The organism is uncultured Gilvimarinus sp. (assembly GCF_963975215.1).
Lineage (GTDB): Bacteria > Pseudomonadota > Gammaproteobacteria > Pseudomonadales > Cellvibrionaceae > Gilvimarinus.
Map to the genome: position 1 here is coordinate 189,723 of NZ_CAXBFW010000001.1, position 17,133 is coordinate 206,855.

The following is a 17,133-nucleotide window of genomic DNA, read 5'->3' on the forward strand; positions in this document are numbered from 1 at the left end:
AGGAGCAAGCATGAGCGAGCGATGGACCTTGCCGGCAGAATTAACAGCCAGTGCCGATAGTTGGCTCGAGAAGCTACAAGAAGCCCTGACCCGAGAGGGTATTGAACGCCCCGAGACGTTACTTGAGGGCGCCCCGAATGCTCCCGAGGCCACTGAATTTAACGCCGAGCTGCGCTATGTGTTGGCAACCAGCGAGTTTGTGGCAAAAACTCTGAGTATTAATCCCGGGCACTTGGCCGCTCTGGCGCGCGGCGAGTTGTTTCGTGCGCAAACAGAGGACGATATCGCCGCTCTCGCTACTAAGCTTGCCGAGTGTGCCGATCAGGCCGCGCTGGATCGCACTTTAAGGCTGGCACGTAACCGCGCTATGGTGCGTATTATCTGGCGCGATTTTACTCGCGCGGCGAGCATGACCGAGACCACCGCCGAGCTGTCGGCGGTGGCGGACACCATGATTCATGGCGCGCTCAATTGGCACTACCGCGCTCTGATCGAGCGCTTTGGCGAGCCAGTGGGGCAGAGCTCCGGTGCGGTTCAGCCGCTGGTGGTGTTGGGGATGGGCAAGTTGGGCGCCCGCGAGCTAAACGTTTCTTCCGATATTGATTTGATTTTCTCCTACCCCGAGGCGGGCGAAACCAACGGCGAGAAAAAAACCTTAAGCAACCAAGAGTTTTTTATCCGCCTGGGGCAAAAGCTGATTCAGAGTCTGGATGCCAACAACGCCGACGGCTTTGTGTTTCGCGTTGATATGCGGCTGCGCCCGCACGGACAAAGTGGTGCGCTGGTGCAAAATTTTGATGCCATGGAAAGCTACTATCAATCCCAGGGGCGGGACTGGGAGCGCTACGCCATGATTAAGGCTCGGCCGGTGGCTTGGGTTGCCGGGGGCGAGCCCGCTTGCGATGAACTAATGCAACTGTTGGCCCCGTTTACCTATCGCCAGTACGTCGACTTTAGTGTGATTGAGTCGCTGCGCGCCATGAAAGGCCTGATTAACCGTCAGGTGCAGCGCAAGGGCATGGACTCTGACGTAAAGCTCGGCGTGGGCGGTATTCGCGAGGTCGAGTTTGTGGTGCAGCTGTTTCAGCTGATTCGCGGCGGGCGTGATTTAGCCCTGCGCGAGCGGCAGGTGTGTAAGTTGCTGCCACTGCTGGAGCAGGAAAAATACCTACCTGACGGGGCAGGCAAACAATTGCTTGAGGCCTACGTTTTTTTGCGCAATACCGAGCACGCGATTCAGGGTTATCAGGATCGCCAAACTCAGTCGTTGCCAGCTGATGAGCTTGGCTGTTTGCGCTTGGCGCGGGTGATGGGCTACCCAGATTGGGCGGCGTTTTTTGCCGATCTTGAAATCCACCGTGAGCGTGTTAATAACGAGTTTCAGCAGGTCATTGCCGACCCGGACTCGGAGCACGAGGTGGACAGTGAGTCGCTGGATGCGTGGTTCTCGGTGTGGGAGGCCACCGGCCCGGACGAGCAGGCGCTTGAGGTGTTGCGCGAGGCCAACTGGGTAAACGCCGAGCGTGTGCTCGCCCTGTTGGAGGACCTGCGCCAGAGCCGCCCGGTGCTGTCGATGCAGGCTTCGAGTCGCACGCGGTTGGACGCTTTTATGCCGCGGCTGTTACACGCGCTGGATCAGGCGCCCGAGATTGAAGCGGCCGAGGGCCTCAAGCGGGTGCTGCCCTTCGTCGAAGCCGTAGCGCGGCGCAGCGCCTATTTGGTGTTGCTGGTGGAAAACCCCACCGCCATGCAGCAGTTGGTAAGGCTCAGTGCCGCCAGCCCCTGGATTGCCGATCAGTTGGCGGCGCATCCGATTTTGCTCGATGAGCTGCTGACCCCAGAAAGCCTCTATGCGCCGCCGGCCAAAGACGAGCTGCGCGATGAGATGCGGCGCGAAGTGCTGCGCATGAGCTGGGACGACTTAGAAGGGCACATGGAGTCGCTGCGTTATTTTCGCTCGGCCCACGCCCTGCGGGTGGCTGCCAGTGAAGTCACCGGTGCGTTAGCGCTGATGAAGGTCAGCGATTACCTGACCTACATCGCCGAGGTGATTTTAGAGCACGTATTGGCCGTCGCCTGGGAGAACATGGTGGCGCGTCATGGCTACCCCTGCCGCAAAGACGGCACTCAAGAGCGCGAGCCCAACCTAATTATTGTCGGCTATGGCAAGCTCGGGGGCATTGAGTTGGGCCACGGCTCGGACCTGGATTTGGTATTTATTCACGATACCGACACCCAGGGCAGCACTGACGGCGACAAATCGGTCGACAATCAAACGTTTTACACTCGCCTGTGTCAGCGCATGATTCATATCATAACCACACAAATGGCCTCGGGTCAGTTGTACGAGGTGGATATGCGCCTGCGTCCGTCCGGCAACTCCGGGATGCTGGTGACCTCGCTGGCGGCGTATGAAAAATACCAGTTTACCGAGGCCTGGACCTGGGAGCATCAGGCGGCGGTGCGGGCCCGTCCGGTGGCCGGTGACCAGACGCTGATGGAGCGCTTTGCCAAAGTGCGTGAGGCGGTGCTGGTTAAACCGCGCGATGAGCCGGCGCTGCGCCGCGATGTTATCGAGATGCGCGAGAAAATGCGGGCACACCTGGGCAGCGCCAACGGTGACAGGCAATTATTTCACCTTAAGCAAGATGCTGGAGGTATCGTCGATATTGAATTTATGGTTCAATATGCCGTTTTGGCGTGGGCCCAAAAAGCGCCCGAGCTTACCCAGTACACGGACAACATCCGGATCCTGGAGACACTGGAGCAAGTTGGCCTAATGGCCGCTGAGACAGTTGCCCAACTGATTGAAGCCTACAAGGCTTATCGGTCCACCGGACACCGCCTTGCGTTACAACGCCAGGAGGCGGTACTGCAAGGCGAAGATGAGTTTGCCAGCGAACGTCGGCAAGTGATTGATGTGTGGCAAGCGTTAATGCTGAGTCCGGATCAAACCTAACGGCTCGCTAAAACCATCGCGCCCTTCCCTTATTTTACTGTGAATATTTTTAGGAGTTGGCTATGTCATTTGCCGATCGCGACGGCGTAATCTGGCTGGATGGCGAACTGGTACCTTGGCGCGATGCGCGGGTACACGTACTGACCCACACCCTGCATTACGGCATGGGTGTGTTTGAAGGGGTTCGTGCTTACGAAACTGCCGAAGACGGCACTTGTATTTTCCGCCTTAAAGAGCACACCGACCGGTTGTTCCGCTCGGCCCATATTATGCGTATGAAGTTGCCCTTCGATAAAGAGCAGCTCAACGCCGCGCAAAAGCAAGTCGTACGGGAAAACAACCTGCACGAGAGCTACCTGCGCCCCATGGCTTTTTATGGCTCTGAGGGCATGGGCCTGCGCGCCGATAACCTCAAGGTGCATGTGATGGTGGCGGCCTGGGATTGGCCCTCGTATATGTCGCCCGAGGCGCGCGACCTGGGTATTAAAGTGCGCACCTCCAGCTACACGCGCCACCATGTGAATATCTCCATGTGTAAAGCGAAAGCAAACGGCCACTACATTAACTCGCTGTTGGCCTTGCAAGAGGCGCTCGACAGCGGTTGTGAAGAAGCGCTGTTGCTCGACAACGAAGGTTATGTGGCTGAAGGTAGCGGTGAAAACGTATTTGTGATCCGCGACGGTATTATTTACACCCCGGAGCTCACCTCCTGCCTCGACGGTATTACTCGCAACACGATCTTCGCCCTGGCGGCTGATTGCGGCTATGAAGTGCGTGAAAAGCGTATTACCCGCGATGAAGTTTATGTGGCCGATGAAGTCTTTTTTACCGGCACGGCAGCCGAAGTACTGCCGATTCGCGAGCTGGACGGCCGCGCTATTGGTGAAGGTAAGCGCGGGCCTATGACCACGCAGCTGCAAGGCCTGTACTTCGATGCGGTTAAAGGTCGTCTACCGCAACACAAAGGCTGGTTGGCCCCGATTACAGATTAATGGCCCCGGTGAGTAAGCCCCGTTCCAACGCACGCACCCTGATTGTCGGCCCCTCGTGGGTCGGCGATATGGTGATGGCGCAGAGCTTGTTTAAGCTTTTGCGCCAGCAGCGCCCCGACAGCCCCATCGATGTATTGGCACCTGCCTGGAGCCGCCCTCTGACAGAGCGTATGCCAGAGGTGGATACCAGCATTGATATGCCCCTCGGTCACGGTCAGTTGATGCTGGGAGAGCGTTACCGGCTGGGTAAGGCGCTTGCCCAGCGCGGTTACGATCATGCCTTTGTGCTGCCCAACTCGATTAAGTCTGCCTTGGTTCCGGCGTTTGCCGGCATTGAGACACGCACCGGTTGGCGCGGTGAAATGCGCTTTGGCTTGCTCAATGATATTCGCAAACTCGACCCCAAGCGCTACCCGCTTATGGTCGAGCGCTTTGCCGCGTTAGCGTTTGCCCCGGGTGCGGCACTACCCGAGGCCATACCGCGTCCGGACTTGCGGGCGAGCTCAGAGGCTCTGCCCGCCCTGTGCGAGCAGTATGATCTAAGCCTTGACCGGCCGGTGCTGGCGCTGTGCCCGGGGGCTGAGTTTGGCCCGGCAAAACAGTGGCCTGCTGAGCACTATGCCGAGGTGGCCGCCCGCGCGATTGCCTCGGGCTGGCAAGTGTGGCTATTTGGCTCCGAAAAAGATCAACCGGTAACCGCCGCGATTTGCGATTTAGTGCCACAGGCTGAGCGGCACGCGTGCTACTCGCTGGCCGGGCGCACGAGTCTGGCGGATGCGATTGACCTGATGGCCGCGGCGGGCGCTGTGGTCAGTAATGACTCCGGCTTGATGCACATTGCGGCGGCACTAGGGTTGCCGCTGGTGGCCGTTTACGGCTCGACATCACCGGGCTTTACTCCGCCGCTAAGCGATCGCGTTGCTGTGGTCTCGGAGGCGCTCGAGTGCCAACCCTGCTTTAAACGCGAGTGTCCACTGGGGCACTTGCGCTGCCTGCGTGAGTTGGATTCTGCCCGGGTGCTGCGGGCGTTGGCGGACGTGACCAGCGGCGCCATTAGCCCTTGATGTTACAGTTTTTCACAGTGTTTGAGTGGGTGTTGCTATCGGCTGGGGGCGTTTTGTGCTTCAATACGCCGGCGTTTAGTCGCTCTATTACCACGTTGCGGCGCCAGCGCTTATCCTCGTTATAAGTCTGTAATCTGTTGATGACATCGCGGGCAACAATAAGCAGCCTTGCAAAGGTGTAGGTGAGATCAATTAATGAAACCGACAGTCGCCGCTGAATTTGTTGCGCCTTTTACGCCGTTATGTCGTTATGCTTCTTACACTGTTGCCGCGGCTGTTGCGCTTTGCCTGGCGATCCCCTCGGGTTACTCCTATGCTCCTGGTCTGCTGTTCTTGTGCGGTGTGCCTATCTTGTTTATTAAACGGCCACGCTTAAACCTTGAGCGCTCTGATTGGCTGCTTATCACTACCTTGCTGTTTTACTTTGTCGTTTCGGGGTCGATTAGCGCCTATCATCAGCTGGCCGGTAGCTCGTTTGAAGAGCCGAGCCGATTTTTATTGATTGTCCCGGTGCTGCTGTATTTACTTGCCTACCCTCCGCGGGAGCAGTATTGGTGGGGGGCGCTGGTGGTGGGGACGCTGGCGGGCGGCTCTCTGGCGCTGTGGCAAATGCTGGTCGAAGGGCGGATTCGTGCCGGTGGCTTTATGAACCCGATCCAGTTTGGCAATTTATCGCTGCTGATGGGGGTGCTGTGCTTAACGGGTATTGGTTGGGCGCGTCAGCAGCGCTACGCTCACTACTGGTATGTCGCGCTGTGTTTGGCGGCCGTGGCAGGGGCGATCGCATCGTTGGTCTCCGGTGCGAGAGGGGGCTGGCTGGCGCTGCCGATAATGCTTATGTTGCTCTATCTGTCCTACCGGCGGTATTTACCGAAACGAACTCTGGCCGTGGCTTTGGCGGTGATTGCGGTGGGTTTAACGGTGCTGTACTTAGTGCCGAAAACCGGAGTTCAGGGCCGTATTGACCGCGCCGTGGAGGATTATAAAGATTATTCTAACGGTGTGCGTATGAGTAGTTCGGTGGGTATGCGGCTTGAGATGTGGAGCGCCGGAACCGAGCTGGCCGTGCAAAAACCACTTTTGGGCTGGGGTGAATCCGCTTACGGCCAGAAGCTCACCGGTTTGATTGATGACGACCGCTCGCGGATGATTATCAGCCACTACGATCATGTGCACAGTGACGCTCTGGATGTATTCTTGCGCCGGGGCATTACGGGCCTGTTCGCCTTGTTATTGATTTATGCCGTCCCCTTTATGCTTTTTGCCCGTAAATTTATTCGCGGAGGTGCGGGTGATTGTTACGCTGTTGCGGGGATGATTTTATGCTCGTCTATTGCCATATTTGGGTTAACTCAGGCGTTTTTTCGTCATAACAGCGGCGTGACGGTGTACTTGTTTTATATGGTGGTGCTGTGGGCGTATTTGCGCGCAGCCGAGCGGCGTACCGTGGCGTCTTACGTTAAACGAAGCGGTGTCGCACCCCTTGAGCCAAGCCCCGAGGTTCACCGTGCTGGGTGAGGGCGACAAGCCGGAGGCGGTTCGCTTATCGGCCGTACTCATCGTCAAAAATGAAGCTGATAAGTTGGCCGATTGTTTGGCGAGCCTGGATTTTGCCGACGAGATTGTGGTGCTGGACTCTGGCAGTGACGATGCGACGGTTGCGATCGCCGAGCGATATGGCGCTCGGGTGACGGTCAATACGGATTGGCAGGGCTTTGGTGTACAGCGCCAGCGGGCGCAAGCTTTAGCACGCGGTGATTGGGTGTTGATGATTGATGCCGACGAGCGTGTAACTCCTGAGCTGCGATACAGTATCGCGGCCGCCCTTACCGGCCCTTCCGCTATCTATTATTTAAACCGCTTAAGCTGGTGTTTTGGTCGTTATATGCGGCACACCGCCATGTATCCCGATTGGATTCCCAGGCTGTATCCGCGTACTCTGGCGGGCTTTGACGATACCCGTGTGCACGAGCGCTTGTGTAACCGGGATAATTTACCGGAGCATCGCCTGGCGGGTGACTTGCTACACTTGGTGTACGACAACGTACGCCATCTAGTGAACAAGTCGGCTCTGTATGCGGAGCAGTGGGCCATTGCCCGTGCCGAGGCCGGGCGCACCTGCTCGCTGTGGTCTGCGTTCGGTCACGGGTTGTCGTGTTTTATACGTATGTACCTGTTGCGCCGGGGGTTTCTCGATGGCGGTCAGGGGTTTTTAATCGCGGTAGTGATGTCCCACTCGACTTTTGTAAAATACGCCGATCTTTGGGTGCGCTCCCGCTCCCAGCCCCATTCACCCTGAAACTGAAGGGCCTATGAGTCGCAAACAAACCAATAACCCCAATGCTGCATCGGAGACGGCTTCGCTGACGGTTTACCTCAGGCTTTTGGCCTACCTTAAGCCGCACCGGACGCTGTTTATTTTTAGTGTGTTGGGCTTTCTCGTTTACTCGGCGGCGCAGCCGGCCATGGCGCAGTTTCTTGACTACCTGCTGACCTTTATCGAAGCCGAAGAGCGCGGCCCAGCGTGGGTACCCTCTGCCATTATCTTGGGCATTATTGTGGTGCGCGGCATGGGCGGCTTTGTCGGCAACTACCTGATCGCCAAAGTATCGTTTCGCATTGTCGATACGCTGCGGGTGCAGTTGTTTAGCCACATGGTGTATTTGCCGGGTGAGTATTTTGATCGCAATGACTCGGGCCAATTGATGTCGGTGATCACCTTTAATGTTAACAATGTGACCACGGCCTCGACCGAAGCGTTAAAAACGCTAATTCGCGAAGGCACCACCGTGATCGCGCTGCTGGCTTATTTGTTTTACAAAAACTGGGCGCTGACGCTATTAATGATGACGGTGGTGCCGCTGATTGCGGCGTTGGTGGGGTTTGTCGGCAAACGCCTGCGCCGCCTGAGCACCAAAGTGCAACACAGCATGGGCGAGATTACTCAGGTTAGCTCGGAGATGATCAACGGCTATCGGGTAATGCGCAGCTTTGGTGGCGAGGAATATGAAAAGCGCCGCTTTGCCGAGGCCAGCTGGCGCAACTACCTGCAGAACATAAAAATTGTATTAACCACGACCCTCAATACGCCGTTAATTCAAACCCTGGTGGCACTATCCATGGGGGCGCTGTTGTGGGTGGCGCTAGGCTATATCGAGATTAACGACGCGAGCGCGTTTATCGCCTATTTTATGGCCGTAGGGATGGTGTTAAAACCTATGCGTCAACTCAGTGAAATTGTCCCGGTGATTCAAAAAGGTGTTGCGGCGGCCGACAGTGTATTCCAGGTGTTGGACGAAGAAACTGAAGAAGACCCAGGCAGCTATCGGGTGGAGCGCGTGAGCGGGCAGGTGTCGATCCGCAATTTAAGTTTTGCTTACGACGATGACACCACTGTGCTGAAAAATCTGTCGCTGGAGGTGAACGCCGGCGAGACGGTGGCGTTGGTGGGGCGCTCCGGCAGTGGTAAATCTACGTTGGTGAGTGTGTTGTCGCGCTTTTATCATCAGTTTGATGGCGCGCTTGAGGTGGATGGGGTAAACATTCGCGATTATCAACTCGCCAATTTGCGCGAGCAAATCGCTCTGGTAACGCAACATGTGGTGCTGTTTAACGATACGGTTGCCAATAACATTGCCTATGGGGCACTGCAGAATATTGGCGACGAAAAAATTCGCGAAGCCGCCGAGCTGGCCTATGCGCTGGAGTTTATCGAGCAGCTGCCACAGGGCTTTGATACCCTGATTGGCGAGGGCGGTACCCGCTTGTCCGGTGGTCAGCGTCAGCGCTTGGCGATTGCCCGGGCCATTTTAAAAGACGCGCCTATCTTGCTGTTAGATGAGGCGACCTCGGCGCTGGATAACGAATCCGAGCGTTACATTCAGCAAGCGCTTGAGGCGGTGTCGAAGGGGCGCACGACTTTTGTGATTGCCCACAGACTTTCCACCATTGAGCAGGCCGATAAAATTGTGGTGATGGACTCGGGTGAGATTGTCGAGCAGGGTACTCATCAAGAGTTAATGGGCATGAATGGGCATTATGCGCGTTTGCACAGCGCCTCACTGGATGGCGCATTAGCGCCGCGATAGACAACTTTTTATTATTCGTCTGGCGAAAGGGCATACAGACTATGCAGCTTCCTGCAGCGCGATTTGACCGCGCACAAATCTTAGTGGTTGGCGACGTTATGCTCGATCGCTACTGGCACGGCGACACCTCGCGGATCTCCCCCGAGGCGCCGGTGCCCGTGGTGCGCGTAAATGAAACCGATGATCGCGCCGGCGGGGCCGGTAACGTCGCGCTTAACCTGGCGGCGCTAGGCGCGGGCGCCTCGCTCATCAGTGTGGTGGGGGCCGATGAGGCCGCCGACGTGCTGTGTGGTCAATTACAGGCGGCCAATATCCGCACCGACTTTCAGGTGGCGAAGGCCAAGCCCACCATTACCAAACTGCGGGTGATGAGTCGCCATCAGCAGTTGTTGCGAATGGACTTTGAGCAGCCTTTTACCGCGGCCGACTCCGCCGAGCTCGCGGCTAAAGCCGAGGCCATGTTGCCCAGTGTGGGCGCATTGGTGTTGTCCGACTACGCCAAAGGCACACTGGCTGATTGCCAATCTTTAATTCGCCTCGCCCGGGCACAGCAGGTACCGGTATTGGTCGACCCCAAAGGTACCGATTTTAGCCGCTACCGCGGAGCGACTCTGTTAACCCCTAATTTACACGAGCTCGAAGCTGTCGTTGGCGCGTGTCCGACCGAGCGCGTGTTAGTTGAGAAAGCGTCGGCACTCATGGCCGAGCTGGATTTGCAGGCGTTGTTGGTTACCCGCGGCGAGCAGGGTATGACTCTGCTTCGCCCAGGCGAGAGCGAGTTGCACTTGCCTGCGCGCGCGCGTGAAGTGTTTGACGTGACCGGCGCCGGCGACACCGTGATTGCGGTGCTGGCTGCGTCTATTGCCTCTGGTTGCTCATTGGCTGAGGCCACCGGCCTGGCGAATCTGGCGGCTGGCTTGGTTGTGGCCAAACTGGGTACTGCTACCATCAGTGGGCCGGAGTTGCGCCGCGCCGTGGGTGCCGAGCAGGGTGTCGAGCGCGGCGTGGTCAGTGCCGAGCAGTTAGTGTCGGCGCTATCGGAAGCTCGCGCCCAGGGCGAGAAAATTGTGTTTACGAACGGCTGCTTCGATATTATTCACGCCGGCCACGTCGGTTATCTGGAGCAGGCGCGCACCTTGGGTGATCGTTTGGTGGTGGCGATTAACTCCGACGAGTCGGTGCAACGGCTCAAAGGGCCGTTGCGCCCGATTAACCCGGTAGATCGCCGTATGGCGGTGTTAGCGGGGCTCGAGGCGGTGGACTGGGTGGTCAGCTTTACTGAAGACACCCCCGAGAGTTTGCTGCGCCAGCTGCGCCCGGATGTGTTAGTGAAAGGCGGCGATTATACCGAGGATGATGTGGTCGGCGGGCCCATTGTCAAACAGTACGGTGGCGAGGTGGCGGTGCTGCGCTTTTACGATGATTGCTCCACCACCGGTATTATAGAGACCATTACCAACAAGCAGCGCTAAGTTATCGTTGCTGTGAGGGCGTCGCCGAAGAAGCCGGGGTTAGGCCTCGGCTTTTTGTTGTGCGGCCGTTTTCAATGCGCCGCGACGATATATTTGCAAATAGCAAAACAGCGCAATAATCAACGAGTAGGGCGCGCCCAGCTCGAACACTTCTTCGATGATGGTGGTGTGTACTTCGGTGTGTGCGCTGACGTCGATGCCGAACTCTCCCAGTTTACGCGCGATGCCATCCAGAGTTCGTGCCACTACCAATAGCCCGCCAGCACAACAAATACTGATTGCCACCATATTAAATTGTACGGCTCGTGTCAGAAGCGGGCGTAGGTATTTAACAATCAGCGTAATGGCCAGCCATATAACTAGCAATACCACCACCAGCGTGACGCCTTTTTCCAGCAGCGAGACATCCGGCGAGCGGAATGTGGCCGATTTGAACAGGCCCAGTGTGGAATAGCGTTTGTCAAAATCCAGCTCGCGCAGGCCGAGTAGCGTCACCGCTATTATCAATGGGTAGTGGTTTTTTAAGACATGCGTGCCGCCGAGCAAAAGCATGAGTCCGGCACACACCAGATACCCCACTGCCGAGGTGCGATCGATTAGGCCGCCCTCTTGTGCGGCTTGTTGGGTAAGCTCGTCATCCAGCGGCAGGTAATAGCCAATGATGGCTATCAGCGCCAGCAGTAACAGGCTTTGGAGCCAAAAAAAGCGGAGAGGGCGAAAAGCGGGTATGGTTTTCATGATAGTGGGCCGGTGCGCAAAAGGCGGCTATTGTAGCGACAAAACTATCAAAATGCGAAAGCCACCTCTGTCGGCGGGGTGTCGGCCAGATTAGATTAGCTTGATGACTTGCACGTCATCGGGCATACGGCTGGCTCCGGCGGCTTCGAGGGCATCAAGATACGCCTGCCAGTAGCGATCCTGGTGCTGGCCGAACTCGTAGAGTTGATCCCACGTGTAAATCCCGGTGTCGTGACCGTCGTCAAACACCAGTTTTACCGCGTAGTTGCCGACCGCCTCAATGCGCTTAATGTTAACGTCCTGTTTGCCAGTTTGCAGTGTCGCCTGCCCCGGGCCGTGGCCTTTGACCTCGGCGCTGGGGGAGTGGACGCGCAAAAACTCAGCGCTTAAGCGGTAGTGATTTGTGCCGAACTGGATTTCCAGTTCGGCACTTTTGCTGTGCAGCGTCAGACGCTCTGGGGCTCTCATGCAAATACCCGTTAAAGGATGTAGCGGCTGAGGTCTTCGTTTTGCGACAGCTCGCCCAGTTGTTTTTCGACGTATGTGGCGTCGATGGATACCTCGGGCTCGCCATTGCCGGCATCAAACGAGACGCTTTCCAGCAGCCGCTCCAGCAAGGTGTGCAGGCGACGGGCACCGATATTTTCGGTGCGCTCATTGACCTCGTAAGCCATTTCGGCAATGCGACGAATGCCATCGGCAGTAAACTCAATCTTAACACCTTCGGTTTTTAGCAGCGCCTGATGTTGCTCGGTGAGTGACGCGGAGGGCTCGGTGAGAATTCGCTCGAAGTCATCGGGGGTCAGCGCTTGTAGCTCTACGCGAATGGGTAGGCGACCTTGCAGCTCGGGAATCAAATCCGAAGGCTTACTTAAGTGAAAGGCGCCCGAGGTGATAAACAAAATATGGTCGGTTTTTACCATGCCGTGCTTGGTGCTGACGGTGCAGCCCTCGATTAACGGCAGCAAATCGCGCTGCACGCCTTCGCGCGACACATCGGTGCCGCTACTTTCGCCGCGCTTGGCGACTTTATCGATTTCGTCGATAAACACAATGCCATTTTGCTCGACAGATTCGATCGACTGAGCTTTTAAATCTTCGTTGTTCACCAGTTTGGCCGCTTCTTCCTCTTGCAGGGTTTTGAGCGCCTGCTTCACGGTCATTTTGCTGGTTTGGGTTTTGTCGTTAGACATGGACGAGAACATATTTTGCAGCTGGCTGGTCATCTCTTCCATGCCAGGAGGCGCCATAATCTCTACCCCCACTGGAGTGGCGGAGACTTCGATCTCAATTTCGCGCTCATCCAATTCACCTTCGCGCAACTTCTTGCGAAAGATCTGTCTGGTGTTTTGGCCGCTGTCGGTTTCTTCGTCGCCACGGGCTTTGGGTAGCAATACGTCAAGTACGCGATCTTCGGCGGCTTCGGCTGCGCGTAACTCGACGCGCTTCATGGCTTGCTCGCGCTGCATTTTAATGGCGCTTTCAAGCAAGTCGCGAATAATCGACTCGACATCGCGGCCCACATAGCCTACCTCGGTAAATTTAGTGGCCTCGACTTTAATAAAGGGTGCGTTGGCCAGCTTGGCTAAACGGCGGGCAATTTCGGTTTTGCCCACGCCGGTGGGGCCAATCATCAAAATATTTTTTGGCGTGATTTCGCTGCGCAGGTCGGCCTCTACCTGCATGCGGCGCCAGCGATTGCGCAGGGCGATGGCAACAGAGCGCTTGGCGTCGTGCTGGCCGACAATAAAGCGGTCGAGCTCGTGAACAATTTCACGGGGAGTCATGCTAGACATATCGATAGTACTCGCGGTTTAGTAATCCAGTGTTTCGATGGTCTGGTTGTGATTGGTGTAAATGCAGATATCGCCGGCGATGTTTAGGCCTTTTTCGACAATGCTGCCGGCGTCTAGCTCGGTGTTATCCAGCAGCGCGCGTGCCGCCGACTGAGCAAACGCACCGCCAGAGCCGATGGCGATTAGGTCGTCTTCGGGCTGAATAACGTCGCCGTTACCGGTGATAATTAGCGAGGCCTCTTTGTCGGCAACGGCCAGCAGTGCCTCTAGCCGGCGCAGTGAGCGCTCGGTACGCCAGTCTTTGGCAAGCTCTACGGCAGCGCGAGTGAGTTGGCCGTTGTAGGCCTCTAACTTGGCTTCAAACCGCTCGAATAGGGTAAAGGCGTCGGCGGTGCCGCCAGCGAACCCGGCCAACACCTGATCTTTGTATAAGCGCCTGACTTTGCGGGCGTTGCCTTTCATGATGGTGTTGCCCAGTGATACCTGGCCGTCGCCACCGATAACTACGGTGTTGCCACGGCGCACGGAGAGTATGGTGGTGCCTCGGTACTGTTCCACGGAAAGTCCTTTGTGCAATAAAACTGATGCCACCGTATGGGTGCCGGTGGCGTTGAACTGAATAGATGGGGGCGCACCCGATGATTTCAAGCGCGCGAGGGGCGAGTGCTAGTTACCTGGCTTGCGCTTGAGAACGAGTGCGTTGTATTGGTTGGATACCAGGGTCGAGCGGGCTTTGGCCAGGCGGCTTTGGTTGTCGAACGGGCCAACGACAACCCGGTGCCAGCGCTCGCCATTATTAATGGTGACGCTTTCGGTGCGGGCGTCCAGATTAAGCAGGATGAGCTGGGCGCGCAGTTTATCGGCGTCGTCCGGGCTGCGAAATGAACCGACTTGCAGTAAATACTCCACCGGTGCGGCCGGTGGGGTATCGTCGCTGCGACGTGTGGGCTCAGTGGCCGGTACGATCACTTCCTCCTCTTGCAGGAGCTTGTAAAAATCAAAGCGCGGTTTGGGCAGTGGCGCTTCTGCCTCGGGCTCGGGGGCGGGCCTTGCTTGCGGCTCGGGCGTTAATTGGGTGTTGGGGGTGGGCTGAGGCGTCGTCCGGCCGGGCGAGATTCCCCACAAGTACACCAAAAACATAATAAAGGCGCCTAACATGGAGCCAATAAACAGCCATACCCACCAGGGTATTTGGCTGCGCGGCGGCTGGCGCTTAGGGGCTGGGCGCTTTTTGCGGGCGTAATCGCGGGTCATGTCGGGTCGCTTAACAGTAAAAGGCGCTATTTTACGGGCGTGTAGGCCGCCGCTGCAATTGCCTAAGTGCAATAAGCGGCAATCAGTGCTCTCAACTCATTTCCTGAGGGTCAATATCAATCGCCCAGCGGGTGTCGCGCGTTATTTTTTGTTGGTCGAGAAGGCCAATAAGCTGGCCTAAATAAACGCTAAGGCCCCGGCGACTCAACGCTTTAAATTGCAGCAGGTAGCGAAATCGTTGGCCGCGTTTTTCCATGAGTGCCGGCAAGGGGCCGAGTATTTGTATTTGATGCTCGCTGGGTAGGGTTTCGGCCAGCTCGCGCGCGGTTTGCAAAACAGCCATGGCAGCACCGGGGTTAGGAGCGTCTGCGCGCAACAGAGCGAGAAACGCCAGGGGGGGCATTAGGGTGAGCTCACGTTCATCGAGCAGCGCCTGGGCAAATTGCCCGTAACCTTGGTTAAGCAGTAATTGCAGCAACGGGTGGTCGCCGTGCTGGCTTTGCAGTAGTACTTGCCCAGGCTGGTCGGCTCGCCCGGCTCGCCCCGCCACCTGGGTAATCAGCTGCCCCATGCGCTCGGGCCCGCGAAAGTCGGCACTAAACAGGCCGCTGTCGATATCCAAAATAACCACAAGAGTCACTTTGGGAAAGTGGTGGCCTTTGGCGAGCATCTGTGTGCCCACTAAGATGCAGGGTTCTCCCTCGTGTACTTTATCGATTAGGGCGTCCAGCGAGCCCTTGTTGCGGGTCGAGTCGCGGTCGATACGGATAACCGGCGTATCCGAAAATGTTTGGGATAAATACTCTTCGCTGCGCTCGGTGCCGGCGCCCAGCGGCTCGAGCCTGGGGCTTTGGCACGATTCGCAGCGCTTTGCCGGCGGCCGCTGGAAGTCACAGTGGTGGCAGTGCAGGTGGTATGGGTTGCGATGCAGGGTAAGCTTGGCATCGCAGTGCGGGCAATTAAGTTGATGGCCGCAATCGCGGCACTGCAGTACTGGCGCAAAGCCGCGGCGATTGAGAAATACCAGTGCCTGATTGCCAGCCCCGATGTGTTGCTCTATCGCGTTGAGCGCTTCAGGCGTTAAGCCTTGGTGCTCTTTAGCGGATTGGCTATCGATGACCTCAATGGGGGCGGTGGGGTTGGCGGTTGCTCGCTGGGTGAGCCGTAGGTGTTGGTAGCGCCCGGTACGGGCGTTGTGCAGCGCTTCAAGTGAGGGCGTCGCTGTGCCTAATAGTAGTGGGATGTTGAGTTTTTGCGCGCGTACGGCGGCCAGATCACGGGCTGAATAGCGAAACCCGTCCTGCTGTTTAAAGGAGCCATCGTGTTCTTCGTCGACAATAATCAGCGCCGGGTTGGCCAGCGGGGTAAAAATAGCCGAGCGAGTACCAATAATAACCCGTGCTTCACCGCTGCTGGCGCGCAGCCAATTGTTTAACCGCTCGGTATCGTTAAGCGCCGAGTGCACCGCGCAGACGCTGGGACCAAAGCGCCGGCGAAAACGCGCCAGGGTTTGTGGTGTTAAACCAATTTCGGGCACCAGCACCAGTGCCTGTGCCTGCGGATCGTTAGCGAGTGCGCGGGCAATTCCCTGTAAATAGACCTCGGTTTTACCGCTGCCGGTGGTGCCGTCGAGTAGGTAAATACCAAAGCTGTCCAGGCCGATGGCGTCGAGTGCGCACTGCTGCTCGGAGTTGAGCGTTAATGGTGGCTCACCGCGAAACGAGGTGGCTTCGCGGGCGGGGCGAATAAGCTTTTTATCGCCCAGAGCCCGGAGCGCCTCGCGACTATACCCTTCGGCCTTGAGCTCGGACCAGCGGCATACGCCTGTTTGCTGTAGTTTCTCGATAAGCTCCGCTTGCCTGCGCGAGCGTTTGAGTGCACCTGAGGGTAACCCTTGCCCCTCTTCGGTGAGCTCCCACAATTGCGAGCTGGGGTCGTTTTTTAGCTCGGCGGCACTGCCTTGGCGCAGCGCCGCGGGCAGTGCCGCCTGTAGTGCCTCTCCCAGCGGGGCGTGGTAGTAGTCAGCGGCCCAGCGGATAAATGCTAGCAGCGGCTCTGGCAGCAGTGGTTGCGAGTCGATAATGGTGTCAATAGGTTTAATTTTGTTGGCGTCGAAGTCGCATTGATCGGTGCTGGCGATAACGATGCCCGCCAGCGCGCGCCCGGCAAATGTCACCCGCACCCGGGACCCTGGCGCGGGCGCTGGGGTGGGGGCTAAATAATGGAATAAGCGGCGCAGGGGCACAGGGAGCGCAACAAGCAAGTAAGGAGCGGCGGTCATCATGGACGGCGGGGTCCGGCGGTTGTTTTGGGTGAATGTTGAGGGTGATAGCTTACTGGAATTGAGCCCGATTGTGGTGGTTGATGCCGCAGGCCCGCCAATATGAGCAAGTTGCACGGAAAGTGGACAATTTTGCTTGCTTTCGTGTTTTATTCTGCTAGTATCGCCGCTCTCAAAATTTAGTTGCTTTAACCCTGCGGTTCCGTGCCAGGCGAAATGATCGGGTGGCGGAGCACAAAACATAGGCGAATATCATGCAAGCAGAAATTCATCCCCAGTACGTCGACGTGACTGCAAACTGCAGCTGCGGCAACAGCATTAAAACCCGCTCTACTCTGGGCGAAGACTTCCATATCGATGTCTGCTCTGAGTGTCACCCTTTCTATACCGGTAAGCAGAAAGTGGTTGATACCGGTGGTCGTATTGATCGCTTTAACAAGCGCTTCGGTGGCCGCATCGGCGGCAAGAAGTAAGCGATTGTCGCCGCAG

The 17,133-nt window shown here is 57.1% G+C and carries 14 protein-coding genes; 8 read left to right on the forward strand and 6 right to left on the reverse strand.

From position 1 onward, the window contains the following. Nucleotides 1-10 precede the first annotated feature (10 nt). The 7 genes from glnE to hldE all read left to right on the forward strand — a co-directional run bounded on the left by glnE (nt 11) and on the right by hldE (nt 10,575). A complete protein-coding gene (gene glnE, locus AAC019_RS00745) occupies nt 11-2,959 on the forward strand; it encodes a bifunctional [glutamate--ammonia ligase]-adenylyl-L-tyrosine phosphorylase/[glutamate--ammonia-ligase] adenylyltransferase (protein WP_339896626.1) in 2,949 nt (982 codons plus the stop codon). Between the two features lie 62 nt (nt 2,960-3,021). Beyond that, complete coding sequence (locus AAC019_RS00750; RefSeq protein ID WP_339896627.1) at nt 3,022-3,951, forward strand: branched-chain amino acid transaminase; 930 nt, start codon at nt 3,022-3,024, stop codon at nt 3,949-3,951. A gap of 8 nt (nt 3,952-3,959) precedes the next feature. Next, nucleotides 3,960-5,015: a lipopolysaccharide heptosyltransferase II gene (waaF, locus tag AAC019_RS00755; RefSeq protein ID WP_339896628.1), complete on the forward strand. Its 1,056-nt coding sequence runs from the start codon at nt 3,960-3,962 to the stop codon at nt 5,013-5,015. A 195-nt stretch (nt 5,016-5,210) separates the two neighbouring features. Beyond that, nucleotides 5,211-6,533: an O-antigen ligase family protein gene (locus tag AAC019_RS00760; protein ID WP_339896629.1), complete on the forward strand. Its 1,323-nt coding sequence runs from the start codon at nt 5,211-5,213 to the stop codon at nt 6,531-6,533. Continuing rightward, entirely contained in the window at nt 6,499-7,314 is an 816-nt protein-coding gene (locus AAC019_RS00765; protein WP_339896630.1) for a glycosyltransferase family 2 protein, read from the forward strand. Before AAC019_RS00760 ends, AAC019_RS00765 begins: the two co-directional genes overlap by 35 nt. Nucleotides 7,315-7,327: 13 nt before the next feature. After that, on the forward strand, nt 7,328-9,103 hold the full coding sequence (msbA, locus tag AAC019_RS00770; protein WP_339896631.1) for a lipid A export permease/ATP-binding protein MsbA: 1,776 nt from the start codon (nt 7,328-7,330) through the stop codon (nt 9,101-9,103). Nucleotides 9,104-9,144: 41 nt separating this feature from the next. Beyond that, nucleotides 9,145-10,575, forward strand: coding sequence for a bifunctional D-glycero-beta-D-manno-heptose-7-phosphate kinase/D-glycero-beta-D-manno-heptose 1-phosphate adenylyltransferase HldE (gene hldE / locus AAC019_RS00775; RefSeq protein ID WP_339896632.1), 1,431 nt, complete (start codon nt 9,145-9,147; stop codon nt 10,573-10,575). Nucleotides 10,576-10,614: 39 nt separating this feature from the next. Here hldE and AAC019_RS00780 read toward each other — a convergent pair whose 3' ends face one another. The 6 genes from AAC019_RS00780 to AAC019_RS00805 form a co-directional block, all read right to left on the reverse strand. Next, the gene (locus AAC019_RS00780) at nt 10,615-11,313 is read right to left on the reverse strand and encodes a hypothetical protein (protein WP_339896633.1); all 699 of its coding nucleotides are present in this window, start codon (nt 11,311-11,313) and stop codon (nt 10,615-10,617) included. Between the two features lie 90 nt (nt 11,314-11,403). Beyond that, on the reverse strand, nt 11,404-11,781 hold the full coding sequence (locus tag AAC019_RS00785) for a DUF971 domain-containing protein (RefSeq protein ID WP_339896634.1): 378 nt from the start codon (nt 11,779-11,781) through the stop codon (nt 11,404-11,406). 11 nt (nt 11,782-11,792) lie between these two features. Further along, the gene (gene hslU, locus AAC019_RS00790; RefSeq protein WP_339896635.1) at nt 11,793-13,109 is read right to left on the reverse strand and encodes an ATP-dependent protease ATPase subunit HslU; all 1,317 of its coding nucleotides are present in this window, start codon (nt 13,107-13,109) and stop codon (nt 11,793-11,795) included. A gap of 18 nt (nt 13,110-13,127) precedes the next feature. After that, complete coding sequence (gene hslV, locus AAC019_RS00795) at nt 13,128-13,667, reverse strand: ATP-dependent protease subunit HslV (protein ID WP_339896636.1); 540 nt, start codon at nt 13,665-13,667, stop codon at nt 13,128-13,130. Between the two features lie 108 nt (nt 13,668-13,775). After that, nucleotides 13,776-14,363 (reverse strand): SPOR domain-containing protein, encoded by a 588-nt coding sequence (locus tag AAC019_RS00800; protein WP_339896637.1) that lies wholly within the window; start codon nt 14,361-14,363, stop codon nt 13,776-13,778. Nucleotides 14,364-14,454: 91 nt separating this feature from the next. Beyond that, on the reverse strand, nt 14,455-16,647 hold the full coding sequence (locus AAC019_RS00805) for a primosomal protein N' (protein ID WP_339896638.1): 2,193 nt from the start codon (nt 16,645-16,647) through the stop codon (nt 14,455-14,457). Nucleotides 16,648-16,898: 251 nt separating this feature from the next. On the opposite strand from AAC019_RS00805, the gene rpmE reads away from it, so the two are divergent. Further along, the gene (gene rpmE, locus AAC019_RS00810) at nt 16,899-17,117 is read left to right on the forward strand and encodes a 50S ribosomal protein L31 (RefSeq protein ID WP_339896640.1); all 219 of its coding nucleotides are present in this window, start codon (nt 16,899-16,901) and stop codon (nt 17,115-17,117) included. Nucleotides 17,118-17,133 lie beyond the last annotated feature (16 nt).

Bases quoted from the DNA above. Each gene is read 5' to 3' on its own strand.
- hslU (WP_339896635.1), bottom strand. From the start codon at position 13,109: ATGTCTAGCATGACTCCCCGTGAAATTGTTCACGAGCTCGACCGCTTT.
- hldE (WP_339896632.1), top strand. From the start codon at position 9,145: ATGCAGCTTCCTGCAGCGCGATTTGACCGCGCACAAATCTTAGTGGTT.
- AAC019_RS00800 (WP_339896637.1), bottom strand. From the start codon at position 14,363: ATGACCCGCGATTACGCCCGCAAAAAGCGCCCAGCCCCTAAGCGCCAG.
- AAC019_RS00780 (WP_339896633.1), bottom strand. From the start codon at position 11,313: ATGAAAACCATACCCGCTTTTCGCCCTCTCCGCTTTTTTTGGCTCCAA.
- msbA (WP_339896631.1), top strand. From the start codon at position 7,328: ATGAGTCGCAAACAAACCAATAACCCCAATGCTGCATCGGAGACGGCT.
- AAC019_RS00760 (WP_339896629.1), top strand. From the start codon at position 5,211: ATGAAACCGACAGTCGCCGCTGAATTTGTTGCGCCTTTTACGCCGTTA.
- rpmE (WP_339896640.1), top strand. From the start codon at position 16,899: ATGCAAGCAGAAATTCATCCCCAGTACGTCGACGTGACTGCAAACTGC.
- AAC019_RS00805 (WP_339896638.1), bottom strand. From the start codon at position 16,647: ATGATGACCGCCGCTCCTTACTTGCTTGTTGCGCTCCCTGTGCCCCTG.
- AAC019_RS00785 (WP_339896634.1), bottom strand. From the start codon at position 11,781: ATGAGAGCCCCAGAGCGTCTGACGCTGCACAGCAAAAGTGCCGAACTG.
- glnE (WP_339896626.1), top strand. From the start codon at position 11: ATGAGCGAGCGATGGACCTTGCCGGCAGAATTAACAGCCAGTGCCGAT.
- AAC019_RS00750 (WP_339896627.1), top strand. From the start codon at position 3,022: ATGTCATTTGCCGATCGCGACGGCGTAATCTGGCTGGATGGCGAACTG.